At 48.7% G+C, this 15,624-nt stretch carries 17 protein-coding genes; 4 read left to right on the top strand and 13 right to left on the bottom strand.

Translation table 11 applies throughout. From position 1 onward, the window contains the following. Window positions 1-92: 92 nt before the first annotated feature. The 4 genes from CLV60_RS13525 to CLV60_RS13540 all read left to right on the top strand — a co-directional run bounded on the left by CLV60_RS13525 (window position 93) and on the right by CLV60_RS13540 (window position 2,316). Window positions 93-389 (top strand): hypothetical protein, encoded by a 297-nt coding sequence (locus CLV60_RS13525; RefSeq protein ID WP_106596215.1) that lies wholly within the window; start codon window positions 93-95, stop codon window positions 387-389. Window positions 390-494: 105 nt separating this feature from the next. Next, the gene (locus CLV60_RS13530; RefSeq protein ID WP_106595912.1) at window positions 495-1,127 is read left to right on the top strand and encodes a hypothetical protein; all 633 of its coding nucleotides are present in this window, start codon (window positions 495-497) and stop codon (window positions 1,125-1,127) included. 6 nt (window positions 1,128-1,133) lie between these two features. Further along, the gene (locus CLV60_RS13535; protein ID WP_106595913.1) at window positions 1,134-1,889 is read left to right on the top strand and encodes a DUF3307 domain-containing protein; all 756 of its coding nucleotides are present in this window, start codon (window positions 1,134-1,136) and stop codon (window positions 1,887-1,889) included. 58 nt (window positions 1,890-1,947) lie between these two features. Continuing rightward, window positions 1,948-2,316 (top strand): DUF4890 domain-containing protein, encoded by a 369-nt coding sequence (locus CLV60_RS13540; RefSeq protein WP_106595914.1) that lies wholly within the window; start codon window positions 1,948-1,950, stop codon window positions 2,314-2,316. Between the two features lie 68 nt (window positions 2,317-2,384). Here the strand turns inward: CLV60_RS13540 and CLV60_RS13545 are convergent, their stop codons facing one another. The 13 genes from CLV60_RS13545 to ligA all read right to left on the bottom strand — a co-directional run bounded on the left by CLV60_RS13545 (window position 2,385) and on the right by ligA (window position 15,516). Continuing rightward, the gene (locus CLV60_RS13545; RefSeq protein WP_106595915.1) at window positions 2,385-2,966 is read right to left on the bottom strand and encodes a PDDEXK family nuclease; all 582 of its coding nucleotides are present in this window, start codon (window positions 2,964-2,966) and stop codon (window positions 2,385-2,387) included. 60 nt (window positions 2,967-3,026) lie between these two features. Then, the gene (locus tag CLV60_RS13550) at window positions 3,027-4,622 is read right to left on the bottom strand and encodes a peptide chain release factor 3 (RefSeq protein ID WP_106595916.1); all 1,596 of its coding nucleotides are present in this window, start codon (window positions 4,620-4,622) and stop codon (window positions 3,027-3,029) included. Window positions 4,623-4,744: 122 nt separating this feature from the next. Further along, window positions 4,745-5,356, bottom strand: coding sequence for an inorganic pyrophosphatase (locus CLV60_RS13555; RefSeq protein ID WP_229225596.1), 612 nt, complete (start codon window positions 5,354-5,356; stop codon window positions 4,745-4,747). A 60-nt stretch (window positions 5,357-5,416) separates the two neighbouring features. Next, complete coding sequence (locus tag CLV60_RS13560; protein WP_106596217.1) at window positions 5,417-6,388, bottom strand: glycosyltransferase family 2 protein; 972 nt, start codon at window positions 6,386-6,388, stop codon at window positions 5,417-5,419. A gap of 60 nt (window positions 6,389-6,448) precedes the next feature. Then, the gene (locus CLV60_RS13565) at window positions 6,449-7,171 is read right to left on the bottom strand and encodes a tRNA1(Val) (adenine(37)-N6)-methyltransferase (protein ID WP_106595917.1); all 723 of its coding nucleotides are present in this window, start codon (window positions 7,169-7,171) and stop codon (window positions 6,449-6,451) included. Between the two features lie 8 nt (window positions 7,172-7,179). Further along, window positions 7,180-7,812 carry a ribonuclease H1 domain-containing protein gene (locus tag CLV60_RS13570; protein WP_106595918.1) on the bottom strand — a complete coding sequence of 211 codons (633 nt, stop codon included), beginning with the start codon at window positions 7,810-7,812 and terminating at the stop codon, window positions 7,180-7,182. A gap of 184 nt (window positions 7,813-7,996) precedes the next feature. Next, entirely contained in the window at window positions 7,997-9,229 is a 1,233-nt protein-coding gene (pepT, locus tag CLV60_RS13575) for a peptidase T (RefSeq protein ID WP_106595919.1), read from the bottom strand. Window positions 9,230-9,259: 30 nt separating this feature from the next. Beyond that, window positions 9,260-9,724, bottom strand: a complete 465-nt coding sequence (locus CLV60_RS13580; protein WP_106595920.1) for a pyrophosphohydrolase domain-containing protein — start codon at window positions 9,722-9,724, stop codon at window positions 9,260-9,262. Window positions 9,725-9,780: 56 nt separating this feature from the next. Continuing rightward, window positions 9,781-10,350: a MarC family protein gene (locus CLV60_RS13585; RefSeq protein WP_015814556.1), complete on the bottom strand. Its 570-nt coding sequence runs from the start codon at window positions 10,348-10,350 to the stop codon at window positions 9,781-9,783. Between the two features lie 95 nt (window positions 10,351-10,445). After that, on the bottom strand, window positions 10,446-11,159 hold the full coding sequence (locus tag CLV60_RS13590) for an NUDIX hydrolase (protein WP_106595921.1): 714 nt from the start codon (window positions 11,157-11,159) through the stop codon (window positions 10,446-10,448). A gap of 74 nt (window positions 11,160-11,233) precedes the next feature. Beyond that, window positions 11,234-12,292, bottom strand: coding sequence for an aminotransferase class V-fold PLP-dependent enzyme (locus tag CLV60_RS13595; RefSeq protein WP_106595922.1), 1,059 nt, complete (start codon window positions 12,290-12,292; stop codon window positions 11,234-11,236). Between the two features lie 180 nt (window positions 12,293-12,472). Then, window positions 12,473-13,363, bottom strand: coding sequence for a 4-hydroxy-tetrahydrodipicolinate synthase (dapA, locus tag CLV60_RS13600; protein WP_106595923.1), 891 nt, complete (start codon window positions 13,361-13,363; stop codon window positions 12,473-12,475). 65 nt (window positions 13,364-13,428) lie between these two features. Then, a complete protein-coding gene (gene ligA / locus CLV60_RS13605) occupies window positions 13,429-15,516 on the bottom strand; it encodes an NAD-dependent DNA ligase LigA (protein WP_106595924.1) in 2,088 nt (695 codons plus the stop codon). Window positions 15,517-15,624: the final 108 nt, after the last annotated feature.

Raw genomic sequence — 15,624 nt, forward strand, 5'->3', positions numbered from 1 at the left:
GCCTTACAATATACAAGTAAAATCGGTAAATCAGGGCTCTGAGGCGTATCTTGCGGCTGTTTTCACCGTTGTTCACCATCTTTCCACCGATCATGACATTCGAACAATTCCAGGAATCGATTTCCCAGCCTGCTCCTCCCAAGGACCTTCCCGTCCTGCTCGAAGCGCTTTGGCACGACGCCAACGGCGATTGGGAAGCCGCGCATAATATTGCCCAAAGCCGGGAAGGAACGCAATCCTACGACCGCCTGCACGCATATCTGCATCGCGTCGAAGGCGATACTTTCAATGCAGGATATTGGTACCGCCGTGCTGGTTCAGAGGTATTTAAAGGAAGCCTGAAAGAAGAATGGGCCCATCTGGCGAATCTGTTCCTCAAAAAAACATAAGGTTTTTAACTTATATTCAACCGATATAAGGTTTTTAACTTATATCTTCAAAATATAAGGCTTTTACCTTATATTTGATTAATATAAGCAAAAAACCTTATACTCATGAAAGCGTTCCGGGCGGTTATAACCGCTGATATGGTAAATTCTACCCAGTTTTCACGCGAAGAATCAACCGCATGGCTGGAAGAATTACTGGCTATCTTGCACCAAAACCAGGTTTTCAAATGGGCATTGAAACCTGAAATATACCGTGGAGACAGCTTCCAGGCCGTTTTGAAGAATCCCGACGAAGCCATGCACCTGGCCATACTCGCACGCGCATGCATGCGCAAGCACGCCCCCAACGCCGATATGCGCATAGCCATAGGCATAGGCCATACCGAGCAACTCACCGACCGTCCGGGTACATCCGACGGCGAAGCATTCAGACTTTCGGGGCACCTCGCGGACACGATCCGTCAGCAGAAGGCGCGGATTGGCATCGCGCTTCCCAGGCCGTCTGAGCCCTTGTCGGCGACGCTGGATTTGCTGGAAACACTCATCGAAAGCTGGACATCCGCTCAAAGCCAGGTAGTTGAAGCGCTCCTGCTAGGCAAAAATGTGACACAGATAGCCGAAATGCTATCCATCAGCCAGTCGGCAGCAAGTCAGCGGGTTACCTCGTCGAAGTGGTGGGCTATTGATCGTTTTCTTGCTACCTTTCCAAAGCAATTATCACTATACACCAAACGCTAAACCGCTATGACAGAATTTCTGCTGCTCCTTTTGGCACACGTTCTCGTTGATTTCTACTGGCAGCCGACCAAATGGGTGACCGACAAAAAGGAGAAAAAATACAAGTCGAAGTATTTGTATTTTCACGTACTACTGGTCATTATCGTCTCATATATTGCCCTTCATCAGTGGAAAAACCCATTTCCCGCCGTTGTACTAGGCATAGCACACGGGGTGATCGACCTTGTTAAAATATCATTCGACAAAAAGGGCCCCCTCACCTGGTTTATCGCCGACCAGACAGCACACCTGGTTACCATCGCATTGACCGCACTCATTCTGACCGGCAGCATATCGATTGGTTTTGAAGCAGTTACTACCTGGCTCAATACGCCTAAGACCCTGGCCACCTTATCCGGGGCACTGCTTTCGCTATCACCTGTCTCGTTCCTGGTAGGTATTCTGACCCGCCCCTGGCGGGAGGAGCTCAGCAAACTCGCACCGGAGGCCGACGACAACCTTGCCAGCGCTGGCCGTTGGATAGGTATGTCGGAGCGGCTGCTCATTTTTGTTTTTGTGTTAGTGAATCAGTATTCGGCTATCGGCTTTCTTATTGCCGCCAAATCGTTGCTCAGGTACAATGATAAATCCACCGAACCGGGCATTCCGCCAGCCTACATCAGCAAGAAATCGGAATATGTGCTGGTAGGCACGCTAATGAGTTACACCTGCGCCATTGCCGTCGCGCTGGCGGTTCAGATACTCAGCCGAAAATTTAAATAGCGCATTAAACTTGCCGCTCCTTTTTGCATCTAACCCGGGTATCTAAACTTTTTTGACCATGAGGAAATCATTGTTGGCCATTTTACTGGCATTTGTAAGCTTCACAACTTTCGCGCAACGCGGCGGCAACGCAACACCCGAGCAACGTGCGGATAACCAGACTAAAACTTTGACCGAAAACCTCAAACTTTCGGAGGATCAGCAGAAAAAAGTATACGACCTTAGCCTTGCTCGCGCTAAGAAAATGCAGGAGCTAAGGGATTCTCAAAACATGGATCGTGAACAAATGCGGGCTTCGATGGAAACATTCAACACCGAGCTCGGCAAGATCCTGACCGTAGAGCAGCAGGAGAAATACAAAACCATGCTCGAAGACCGCCGGAATAACCGCGGCGGAGGCGGCGGCGGTGGAGGGCCGCGAAACTAATGACGATTGATAATAAAACAGGCTGCTTCAACGAACGAAGCAGCCTGTTTTATTTTTGGAATTCTGTTCTAAATCACTCCTTCCTCCCTCAAAAGATCGTTCAGACAAAACTGATATTGATCCAAAACAGGAACCATTTCATCCCATTTATAAACAGACCATTCACGAGACTGATCCATTACCATGATCTTACAGTTTTCCGTCAAAATCCAGATCACCCGCTCCGTACCGAACTCGATCATCTTTTCGCTTTTACGAAAAAAGTAGTCCTCAGGACTCGGGAACTGACCTACCTCGATTTTCACATCTACCTCGACCACGATTTTCGGTGGTACATCGGGATAGTTTTTTGAAAATACGTTCTTGATCAATGCCTTGTCAAAAACTGCTACATCATTTGTCAGATTATTCCCGTGTGAAACGTGCAAGCCCGGCTCATTGGTTAGAACCCAGTAACCGTTCCTTTGCAGCATCTGAGCGAAATAGGTACTGATAATCCTGACAATTAATGCCTGCAAAAAACTACAACCCATAACTTCTTCCGGCGACAGATTATTTTCCAATACTTTCTTGTAGCCCTTGCGGTACAAGGGGCGTCCGTCGAGTTCTTCGAAGATCAAGCTAGCAGGAATCGTCTCGGTGAGTATCATGGTCCTTTCAATTGGCTTCTAAACAAATATAGCGAATTTTAACCTCACTCAAAATCACTCTCAAAGCGCCATTTCCGTCTTAAACTCCGATGTAAAATGGAAGTGAATGGCCGGGTTATTTTCGCGGTTCATGCGGATCATCCATTCGGACTCGGCGAGGAATACCGGATTGCGGTCCTTGTCGTAGGCAATTTGGTTGCCTTTGAGGCGGATAAATTGGTCCATAGCCGGTTTATCGTCAGCGGTGAGCCAGCAGGCGCGGGAGATATTCATCGGTACCCAGCGGCATTTTGCACCGTATTCGTGTTCGAGGCGGTACTGAATTACATCGAACTGAAGTTCTCCAACGGTACCTACTACTTTTCTATTGCCGAGATCCAGGGTAAAGAGCTGCGCTACACCCTCGTCGGTAAGTTGCTGGATTCCCTTCTCCAATTGCTTGGATTTCATCGGGTCCATATTGATCAATTCCTTGAATATCTCGGGTGAGAAGCTCGGAATGCCGGAGAATTGCAGGTTTTCGCCTTCGGTCAAAGTATCACCAATTTTGAAGTTACCGGTGTCGTACAAACCCACAACATCGCCCGGGAAACCTTCTTCCATGACACTCTTGTCCGAAGCCATGAACGTGAATGGGCTCGAAAAACGCACATCCTTGCCCAGACGAACGTGTTTATAGAATTTACCCCGTTCAAACTTACCCGAGCAAATGCGCAGGAACGCAATGCGGTCGCGGTGGCGGGGATCAAGGTTGGCGTGGATTTTAAATACAAAACCAGTGAATTTCGGTTCGGTAGGCTCTACCTCACGCACGTCTGTCGGGCGTGGCTGCGGAATCGGTGAAATATCGCAGAACGTATCGAGCAATTCTTTGATACCGAAGTTATTGATCGCGCTTCCGAAGAAAACGGGCGCCAGCTGACCTTTCTGGTAAGCCTCCTCCGAGAATGCATCATAAACACCTTCCACGAGTTCAACGTCTTCCGTCAATTGATTCGCATCTCTCTCGCCAAGCAATTCTTCAAGTTTCTCGTCTTCCAGGTTAACCTTCGCGACGTCGGCCTCAATTTTGGTTTTATTGATTTTAAAGAAATACAGCATTTGCTCGTACAAGCTGTAAACACCTTTGAAATTGGCCCCCATATTGATCGGCCAGGTAAGCGGGCGAACGCGGATATTCAACTTGCTTTCCAGCTCGTCGAGCAGTTCGAACGGATTCTGGCCTTCCCGGTCAAGCTTATTGATGAACACGATTACAGGCGTATTGCGCATGCGGCAAACTTCCATCAGGCGCTCGGTTTGCTCTTCGACGCCCTTTACGCAGTCAACCACCAGGATTACGCTATCCACCGCGGTCAATGTCCGGTAGGTATCTTCGGCAAAGTCCTTGTGGCCAGGCGTATCGAGGATGTTGATCAGCAGATCTTTGTATTCGAAGGTCATTACCGACGTCGCCACCGAGATACCACGCTGTTTCTCGATCTCCATAAAGTCGGAAGTCGCGGTCTTCTTAATTTTATTGGACTTCACCGCACCGGCTGTCTGGATCGCACCACCGAAAAGGAGCAACTTTTCAGTCAATGTCGTTTTCCCGGCATCGGGGTGGCTGATAATCGCAAACGTGCGGCGCTTCTTAATTTCTTGTAAATTACTCATATATGCCTGGCAGCGAGTGCCAATGGTTGGTCAAAATTTGCGCAAAGATACGAATTAAAAAAAGCCGCCCCTAGCAGGAGCGGCTCTAAATTCCGTCAACTGACGTCACATGGTGTGTCGGCTCAATAATACGAATGCTTGTAATCTTCAACCGATGTAAGAATCACTTCATGCGCCTCGTCTTTACCATAAACATTGGTAATCTCGATATGTGCCTTCTCGCCCGGCAAGTTTTTGTAAGTCAGGAAGTAGTGCTTCAACCGCTCCACGATACCGTCCGGCAATTCGCTCAGGTCGTTAAACTGACCGTACACTTCGTCGCCTTTCAAAACAGCGATAATTTTGTCGTCGGCTTCTCCGCCGTCGATCAAACGGATACCGCCGATAGGTTTCGCCTCACACATGATGTTACCGTGCGAAATGATCTTCTCGCACAATACGATGATGTCCAGCGGGTCACCATCACCTTCGGTCACATCACGACCGGAACGTTCCCGCGCCAGCGCCGCAATTTTATCCGCGCAATAGGTCTTTGGAATGAAGCCGTACAATGCAGGAACGATGTTCGAGTATTTCTGAGGGCGGTCGATTTTGAGGTAACCGGTGGCCTTGTCAATTTCGTATTTTACGGTATCGGTAGGAACAATCTCAATAAATGCAGTAACTAATTCGGGTGCCTTGTCACCCATTGGAATTCCGTGCCACGGATGTGCTTTGTGTACGTTAGCGATCATTAGTTGTGTAATAGGTAATAACTTTAAACTTAAATTTCGTTGAATACTGATCTTGATTTCTTACAATCCTGCCTTCTCGGCAATCGTGTAATCCCCTGTCTTTGAAACAGATTGCTTCACAAACAATTCACCCAAAAATCCTGCGAGAAATAATTGAGAGCCTACCATTATCGCTACCAGCGCCAGAAAGAACAGCGGGTTCTCTGTAACATTCCGGTAGGGCAATAAATTGTAAATGTTATATATCTTTTTTCCGATAAGCCACACAGCTATAAGGCTTCCAAGAAAAAACATAAGGGTTCCCAGACTGCCAAACAAATGCATCGGTCTCCGTCCAAACTTATTCACAAAGGCGATCGAAAGCAAATCCAGGAAGCCAAAAATGAATCGCTCAAGACCGAATTTTGTGTAACCGTATTTGCGCGCCCGGTGCTGCACCACCTTCTCCCCGATCTTTGCAAAACCATTCCATTTCGCGATCACCGGGATGTAGCGATGCATCTCTCCATAAATAGTGATATTCTTCACAACATCCTTGCGGTAAGCCTTCAAACCACAGTTAAAGTCATGCAAATAAACCCCTGAAATACTGCGGGTCGCAGCATTGAACAGTTTCGTGGGGATCGTTTTGGTGATTGGGTCGTACCGCTTTTTCTTCCAACCCGAAATCAGGTCGTAACGGTCATTGACGATCATGTTATACAATTCCGGGATCTCGTCAGGACTATCCTGCAAATCGGCGTCCATCGTGATTACCACTTCACCCTTTGCGGCCTGAAAACCTGTTTGCAACGCAGCTGTTTTGCCATAATTCCGCACAAAACTCATCCCGCGCACATGAGCATTTTCCTTCGAAAGCCGTTGAATCACCTCCCAGGAACGGTCCTTGCTGCCGTCGTCCATGAAAAGCACTTCATAAGTAAAGTGATTTTCCTCCATGACCCTCGCAATCCACTCGCAGAGCTCGGGAAGCGACTCTTCTTCATTGTAAAGCGGGATAACAACGGAAATCTGGATAGCTTGGTCGGTCATGTACGGTTTCAGTGACAATGCTTTGCCGGTAATTTGCGGCAAAGTTCGTGTTTTTCCTGATCAAAATTTCAAATAAAAAGCTTTTAACAACTCCTTGAAACGAGGATCATGGGTAACACCATCCTTTTCATAAATGCACAAATCGGGTTCAACGTGCACATTATGAGCGAATTCAGCTCGTTGAAAAAGCATCAGCAAGCGAAATGCTTTTTTATCCTCCTGGTGAAACAATGTCAGTTTACGAGTGAGTTTCCACCCGGCTTGCTCCGCCTTTTCCGCGAAGCGCTCACCTTCATCCACCGGAAAAAGAATATTGAATTTCCCCTCCGGTTTCAAAAGCCGCTCGATAGCAACCAGTAGTTCCTCAAAATCAAGGGATTTGGCATGGTGCGCGATATTCTTTTTATCGATCGGGGAAAGCAGATCCGACTGGAAGAAAGGCGGATTGGTGATGATCACATCATACAAATGATCCGAAACGAACTCCTGCACCGCCGAATGAAACAAAGTAATGCGGTCGTGAAACGGACTTTGCTCCACATTTTCCCCAGCCTGGTAAAAAGCCTCCGCGTCAATTTCTACGGCGTCGATCATCGCATACGAGTTGCGCTGCGCGACCATAAGCGACAGCAGGCCCGTTCCAGCACCAATGTCGAGAATGCGGTCGGCGTCCTCCACGTCCGCCCATGCGCCCAATACACAGGCGTCGGTACATACTTTCATCGCGCACTGATCCTGCCGGACAGTGAATTGCTTGAACCGGAAATGGGCGTTACGGGGCATATTATGGTCTATTTTCTTCCAAAATCAGCCGGATTCTCTCCCCAATACTCCGTCTCCCATTTCAATATCCTGTTGGGGTAAGTGTTTGTTGCGAGCCAGCGTTCGGCGCGTTGCAACATTTCAAAAAGCGGCTTGTTCCGCGGGGTCAAAGCCAGCTTGGTATTCGCATGTTTTTTCTTGATCCAGGCCATTGCGGTCTTGGAATCGGTGTAAATCGGCAAATCGCTCTCCTTCTTCTGCAAATAGGCCAATGCATGCACAATCGCCAGAAACTCGCCGATGTTATTGGTACCGTCCTTAAACGGCCCTTGCAGGAAAATGCGGTCGCCGGTGGCGTAATATACGCCCTGGTATTCCATATCGCCGGTGGCGGTGTTCCACGCCGCATCTACCGCAATGCTGTTTTTAATCGGCCGACCTACGTTAGCAGGCGGCTCCTGCACCGCGGGTTTGGTATCCTTCTTGGCTACAAACTCCCAGTAATTCCGCTGAATAGCCGCTTCGGCTTCCTGCAAAGAATCAAAAGACTTGTAGCGCGCATCCTCGAAGCCCTTGATCTGCGCCTCGCATTCCTTCCAATCGGTAAAAACCCCCGTCTTCCGGCCTTGCCACACTACATAAAACTTTGACTTTTTAGACACGAATGTTCCTTTTATTAACTATTAATGTATTGGTCAGGTGTTGTCATGTGTGGTCAGGAGTAGTCAAGTATAGTCAGTTAATCGCTAAGTGAGACAATCCTTGACAATACCTGACTACACCTGACAACATATGACCACACTTGACTACAAATGACCATACTTGACTACAAATGACCATACTTGACTACTTCTCCTCCCAGACAGCCGCCAAACTGACAATCACCTCCACCGCCTTCTCCATGTCCTGTACCGATACCCATTCCAGTTTGGAGTGGAAGGCGTGTTCGCCGGCGAAGATATTGGGGCACGGGAGGCCCATGAACGATAGCCGCGAGCCGTCGGTACCGCCGCGGATGCTGCGCTGGATCGGGGTAAGTCCCGCCCTTTTCATCGCTTCCAATGCATGCTGAATCACCTCGGGATGTTGGTCCAGCACCTCCTTCATATTCCGGTATTGCTCCTGGACCTTGAACTCGGCGGAAGAATTCGGATATCCTTGGAGGACATCTTCCATAATGCCTTTCAGGAATGCCTCCTTTTCGTGCAGTCCGGCGACAGTGAAATCACGGATAATGAAGCTCAGTACCGCTTTTTCCTGAATTCCTTCCATTTGAACCGGGTGGATGAACCCCTCTTTATCCTGAGTGGTTTCCGGTGAAAGTCTGTCTTTCGGCAACTTTGCCAGTATTTCGGCGGCTATTTTCAACGCATTTTCCAGCTTCCCAATCGCATAGCCCGGATGCGTGCTCACGCCGTGAATGGTAATTTTCACGCCGTCCGCGGAAAATGTTTCGTCTTCCAGCGTGCCAATCGCCTCACCATCGACAGTATAGCCAAAATCGGCGCCCAGCTTTTGCAAATCTACCTTTTCCGTCCCTCTTCCTACCTCCTCATCCGGCGTGAAAAGGATCTTGATATCGCCGTGCTTAATCTGCGGATTGGCCAACAAATGCTCTGCCGCGGCCATAATTTCGGCCACACCGGCTTTATTGTCAGCTCCCAGCAATGTGGTACCACTCGCTGTAACGATGTCATTCCCAATCTGCTGATCCAGGTCATGTAGGTCCCCTACTCTCAAAACTTGCGAATGATCGTCCGGCAGGACAATATCCGATCCATCCCAATTCCGGTGAACGATCGGTTTCACATGCTCGCCCGTAACATCCGGCGAAGTATCCACATGCGAGCAAAAGCAGATCACAGGAATGTCCATCCGTTCAGAATTGGAAGGGATCGTCGCATACACGTACCCGTGCTCATCCACGTGCGCATCCGCGACGCCCAGTGCACGAAGCTCTTCGGCGAGCAGGTTGCTCAGGTTACGCTGTTTGGCGGTACTGGGGAACGTCTCCGAATTAGGGTCCGACTGCGTGTCGATTTGCACGTAACGCAAAAATCGTTCGAGAACAGAGCTCATAATGAGTCGATTGTTTTTGGGGGAATACGATTAACCGATGATCGACGCCAGGTCGGCAGGAGAATAATTGATATTCTTTAAAGTCTTGTCGTCAGCCGTGCGGTACACGAGGTACTTGCCATTATCTTCTTTGTAATAGCATTCTGTACCTTTCGCCTGGTAATGCGCCACGGTCGCTTCCGCTTCTTCCACCGAGTTGCAGGCTTTCGACATATTCGATCGCTGCACTTCATCGAACAATGTGCGGAACTTCTCACCCAGCCCGAATTCCAGCACCGCGCCCGACAATACATATTGCAGGTCGCAAAGTGCATCGGCTACTTCCACAATGTCCTTTTCGAGAATCGCAACTTCCAGCTCCTTCAACTCCTCGGCCAGCAATGCTACGCGCAAGCGGCTTCTTTCTTCGGAGGGAATCGTCGGCGTTTCCAGGATCGGGTGTTTGAAAGTTCTGTGGAAATCCGCGACTTGATTAAGGCTATCCAGTTGTTGCATTGTTATATGGTTTTAAAAATTTGTCTTGACATAAAAAGCGACGACCAAGGCGCCACTTACATCGAAAGGTTGGTTTTGAAAAGTTTAATAGAAATCGCTAATAGAATGATACCGAACACCTTACGAAGGATATCCGTACCTCCCTGCCCGAGTTTCCTTTCCAGCCAGTTCGATGATTTTAATACGAGGTAAATAAAAAAGAGGTTCAGCACGATGCCGACCAGGATATTCTGAATTTGATAGGTCGAACGAAGCGACAGCAATGTGGTCATCGTGGCCGCGCCGGCGATCATCGGGAATGCGATCGGTACGATGGACGCCACGCCTACATCGATATTGCCGTGTTTGAAAATATCGCGCCCCAGGATCATTTCGAGCCCGAGCAGGAACAGGATAATAGCCCCGGCAATAGCGAACGAAGCAATATCGACCCCGAAAAGGCTCAACAATCTTTCTCCCAGAAACAGGAATATCACCATAATCGCCCCGGCCACGATGGTCGTTTTCTCGGACTCGATCTTGCCTAACTTCCGCCTAAAATCGACGATAATCGGCAGTGAACCAAGCACATCGATCACCGAAAAGAGGATCAGCGTGACGGAAATGATTTCCTTAAAATTGAACATGGGCTTACACTTTGGGGCGGTTTGATCCCGCAAAGTTGCTCAAAACCGACTGCTTACACAACCTCAAAAACCGAGGATCGTGAAAATAGCGACAGCTAGGACGCGCTTCCCGGCAGGAAGTTCAGGAATGTATTGAACTGCTTTTTATACTTTTCCTCGTCGATTTTATAAAAGAAAGCCCCCTTTTTGGAATAGCCCTTCTGCTTTTCGTCCAGCTTGATCAACAAATTGGTTGACAACAATTTACGGCTAAAATTCCGCTTATCGAGCTCCGTCCCGAAAATCGCTTCGTAAAGTTTCTGTAACTGCGGGATCGTGAATTTCTCCGGCAACAATTCAAAACCGATCGGGTGTTGTGAGGCCTTGTAGCGCAAATGCTGGATCGCCATATCGACCATCACACCGTGGTCAAATAGCAATTTGGGCAACTCCTGCATGGAGAACCATTGCGCTTCGTAATTTTTAGAGATCTTGTGGTCGTAATCTTCCACATTGATCAAGGCAAAATAGGCAACCGACACCGTGCGCTCCACCGGGTCGCGGTGGGGGCTTCCGAAAGTGTACAGTTGTTCGAGGTAAATGTCTGTCAGGTTGGTCAATTCGAAAAGAATGCGGGACGAGGCGCCTTCGAGGCTTTCGTCGGGCTGTACCCAACCGCCCATCAGCGACCAGGTGTGGTGCTCGTCCTCGATCCCCCTTTTGACGAGCAGCAGTTTCAGCTCCTCGCCGTCAAAACCAAAAATAATCGAATCCAATGCAACCAGACATTTGGTCTGGGCCTGGTATTGCTTTAAAATATCTAATCGCACAATTTAGAAATCCGCGGGTGAGTAGATTTGTTTTTAGTTATAAATACAAGTAGGGGCATTTACTACTCATTCTGTCAATTAGGGGCCATTTTAACCAAAAAAGCCTTCAATATGCTAATTTCCTCGTCGCTGATCGCCGGGAAATTGGCAATGCGGAAACTGGTATCTTTCTCTTTACCATAGCCATTGCCTAATGTAATCCCTTCCTTTTGTGCTGCACTTTTGAGCAATGCAATGCGCTCTTTCTCTGCACGGACGGCGATCACGGTATCCGATCGCACCGCAGTATTTTCCACCACCAGTTCGTAACCGTTTTCCAGCAGGAACGCATACCAGTCGTGTGCGCGGCTACGCGTCTGCGCATCCACCTCTTCAATGCCCGACACCTGCTGCATCACCTTTCCGAGCAGGTAAATGCCGAGAATATTCGGTGTAAAAGGGGTTTGAAATTTCAAAAAGTTGTCGCGAATGAACAGCAGGCTATTATAATGCTTCCGCTCGCCCACTTGTATGGCGCGTTCGATGGCTTTGGGCGAAACGATCATTACCGCGAGGCCCGCCGGTAAGCCGAAACATTTCTGCACCGAAGCGTACCAGATATCGGCATTCTCCCAGGGCAGAATCACGCCCGCCATCGCCGATGTGGCGTCCACGGCAATGAGGTTATCCACCTTTTTGCGGATATCGAGCAGGAAGCCTTCGGGAACTTTGGTACCGTTTGAAGTCTCATTGTAGGTTACGCAAATCAGTTCGTTGCGCGAGAAAACAGCGGAACGGTCCATGAGCAGCGTTTCGTTCAGCCCGAAGGCCGCGTCGCTGGCACGATGCGAAATGCGGTGTGTATATTCCATCCATTTCTCGCCGAAAGCACCATTGTAAATATGCAGGCTGGAATCGATCAACAGTGACTGGGCTATAATTTCCCAGCATTCCGTCGCCGACGACACGAAATAAACCTCATAACCGGCCGGAACATCGAGCTTGTCTTTCAAATCGGAGATCGTCTGTTCCAGCAAATGCATGAACCCGGAGCTGCGGTGATTGGCGCTGATCAGCCCGCTGGCAAATGCTTCGGAAATATATTGTTCGACCTGAGGATAAACCTTGCTAGGCCCTGGGTAAAACGTGATCATAGCATTTCGTTTTTGATTTAAAACAAAACATCACAGGCCGGAATTAAATCCCCAAACCTGTGATGCCTGAAATATAAACTTAGAAGTCGGAAGCCAAAGTCAACACCAAACTATCACTGATGACAAATCTGACTACACTTGACAAAACCTGACTACACTTGACAAAACCTGACCGCACTATCACATAAACCCTTCCCGTACCATCGCCTTTTCCAGCTTCTCGCCCAGATCTTTCGAGGCTTTCAGCAATGGCAAACGTACATCCGAGCTGCAAATACCTTTAATTTCAAGGCATTTCTTGATACCAACCGGGTTCGACTCAATGTAAAGCAAAGTATCGAATTCCAGGAACGCAAGTTGCAACTGGGCAGCGTCTTTGAAACGGCCTTCCAATGCAGCCCAGGTAAGGTCGCGGAATTCTTTCGGGAAAGCATTGGCGATCACGGAAATGACACCGTGCCAGCCCACGCTTACCATGGTAGTGACCAGGTTATCATCGCCCGAAAGCAGCAAAAAGTCTTCCGGCGCACGTGAGGCAAGCTCCATACTTTGTTCGATGCTTCCGCCAGCGTCTTTAATACCGATGATATTGGGATGCGCCGCCAGTTTCACGATCGTATCCGCTTTCATGTTGATAACGGTACGTCCGGGAACATTATAGAGCAATACCGGCACCGGCGAAGCGTCCGCAATGGCCGTAAAATGCGCGATAATACCTTCCTGGGTTGGTTTGTTATAGTAAGGACAAACCGAAAGAATCGCATCCACGCCCGTGAAGTCGGTTTCTTTAATCGTATTCAGTACCTCCTGGGTATTGTTGCTTCCGATACCGTAAACGATCGGCAGCTTCTTGTAGTTGTTCTTTATTGTAAATGCCAGGATATCACGCTTTTCCTTGGAAGTAACTGTCGGCGACTCGCCAGTTGTTCCTTGTACTACGAGGTAGTCCGTACCACCTTCCGTCACCAGGTCGATCAGTCTTTTCAGACCCGGATAATCAATCTCATTCTGTTCATCAAAAGGTGTGATCAGCGCGGCCCCTACCCCTTTGAAACGTTGGTCCAATGGCATTATTTACTTATATAATTGTTAGATTTTAAAACACAAAGTTAGCCTTCCGGGGCTATTTTCTTTACTTAATTTCCAATCATTGCTAAAAATTCTTCCTCGGAGATAATCGTAACGCCCAGTTTCCGTGCTTTTTCGAGCTTGGAAGGCCCCATATTTGCTCCTGCGAGCAGGTAATTGAGCTTTCCAGACACCCCGCTGAGTACCTTTCCACCATTCGCTTCGATCTTCTCTTTCAACTCGTCGCGTTCGAAATTTTCAAAAACACCGGAGATCACAAACGTCTTACCATCCAGCAGGTCGCTTTCAATCTCTACGGGCTTTTCATCGCTTTCCATTTGCAAACCGGCTTGCTCCAATCGCTGAATTAACAACTGGTTTTCCGGAACGGAGAAAAACGATTCGATACTCAATGCAATGCGCCCGCCGATTTCGGGCACCGCTGTGAGTTGTTCGTAACTCGCAGCCCGCAATGCCTGCATGGATTTGAAATAGGCGGCCAGTTTCTCTGCAACGGTTTGCCCCACGAAGCGAATGCCTAACCCGAAAAGGACATTCTTAAATGGCACGGTTCTCGACAAATCGATGCCTTTCAGGATATTATCAACTGTTTTCTCCCGGAAACTGATCTTTTTCACCTTTCCGGTTTCTTCGTTGAGCAGGTTCTTTTCCAGGCCCAGCAATTTATCGTAATTGAGATCGTACAAGTCCGCGGGCGTACGCACGAGATCGAGGTCAAAAAGCAGCTCGATCTTGCCTTCTCCCAGACTTTCGATATTCATCGCTTTGCGGTGAATGAAGTGCTCGATACGACCTTTCAGCTGCGGCGGGCAATGGCTATCGTTCGGACAGAAGAATGCAACTTCGCCCTCATTACGCTGCAATTCGGAATTGCACTCGGGGCAATGGGTAGGGAAAATAATTTCTTCGGTTTCGTATTTTTCGCGCTGCGAAACATCCACACCGGTTATTTTCGGGATAATCTCCCCGCTTTTTTCCACAAAAACCGTGTCGCCAATCCGGATACCGAGCCTTTCCAGTTCGTTCGCATTATGTAGCGTCGCCCGCTTCACGCGCGTTCCCGATAAATGCACGCCCTTAACCTGGTTGTAGGGCAATGCGCGTTCCGACAAGTCACAGAGATTGGCAACGGGCGTCACGGCACCGGTGCGGCCGACCTGATAGGTCACCATCCGCAGCACCGCCGGTTTGTTTTCTGCCTTATACTTATAGGAAATCGCCCAGCGTGGGCTTTTGGCCGTAAAACCGAGCTCCCTTTGCTGCTCAAAAGAATTGATCTTGATCACGATCCCGTCGGTAGCCAGTGGCAGATGTGCCCGCTTTTCCTCCCATTCGTGAATGTATTCAATCACTTCATCGATATTGGAAACCTTCTTCCAGCCCGGCGACACGTTGAAACCCCATGATTTCAAAGCCAGTAAGCTTTCTTCATGACTTTTGAAAAACTCATCGTCCGAGAGGAATGAATAAATGTAGCTATCGAGCCCCCGCCTCGCTGCTTCGCCCGAATCCTGCAATTTGAAAGAACCGGAAGCCGCATTGCGTGGGTTAGCATATTGGTTCTCGCCCAAAGTTTCCATCTCCTCATTGAGTTTTTGAAAAGAAGATATGGGCATAAACCCTTCACCACGGATCTCGAAAACAGGTGGAATGCCTTCGGCCTTCACGCGCAAAGGCAGTGAGCGAATCGTTTTAACATTGTTGGTGATCTCGTCTCCGCGCGTACCATCGCCACGCGTCACGCCGCGTACGAGAACGCCGTTTTCGTAGGTAAAACTGAGCGATATCCCGTCGAATTTCAACTCGCAGATGTATTCGTAAGCCTCGCCGTCGAGCCCGCGGCGCACACGATCGTCGAAACTCCGAAGTTCTTCTTCGTTATAGGTATTATCCAGCGACAGCATCGGGTACCGGTGGTACACTGCATTGAACGACTTGGTAACTGTCCCGCCAACCCGCTGCGTGGGCGAATCCTCTTGCCTCAACTCGGGATATTCATTTTCCAGCGCTTGCAGTTCTTTGAGCAACTGGTCAAAGTCATAATCCGATATTTCCGACACGCTGTCCTGATAATAGCGGTCATTGTAATAATGTAGCTTTTCGGAGAGCTCCTGGATTCGTTGTTGGGGATTCATAATGGTCACGGCGGCTTGATGATTCGGCCCAAATTTAAGATTTAATTCAAATTTTGAGCATTGGATAATTGAGGTGTTACCAAATGCGAATCACGACGTATCAATGGG

Source organism: Dyadobacter jiangsuensis, assembly GCF_003014695.1.
GTDB lineage: Bacteria > Bacteroidota > Bacteroidia > Cytophagales > Spirosomataceae > Dyadobacter > Dyadobacter jiangsuensis.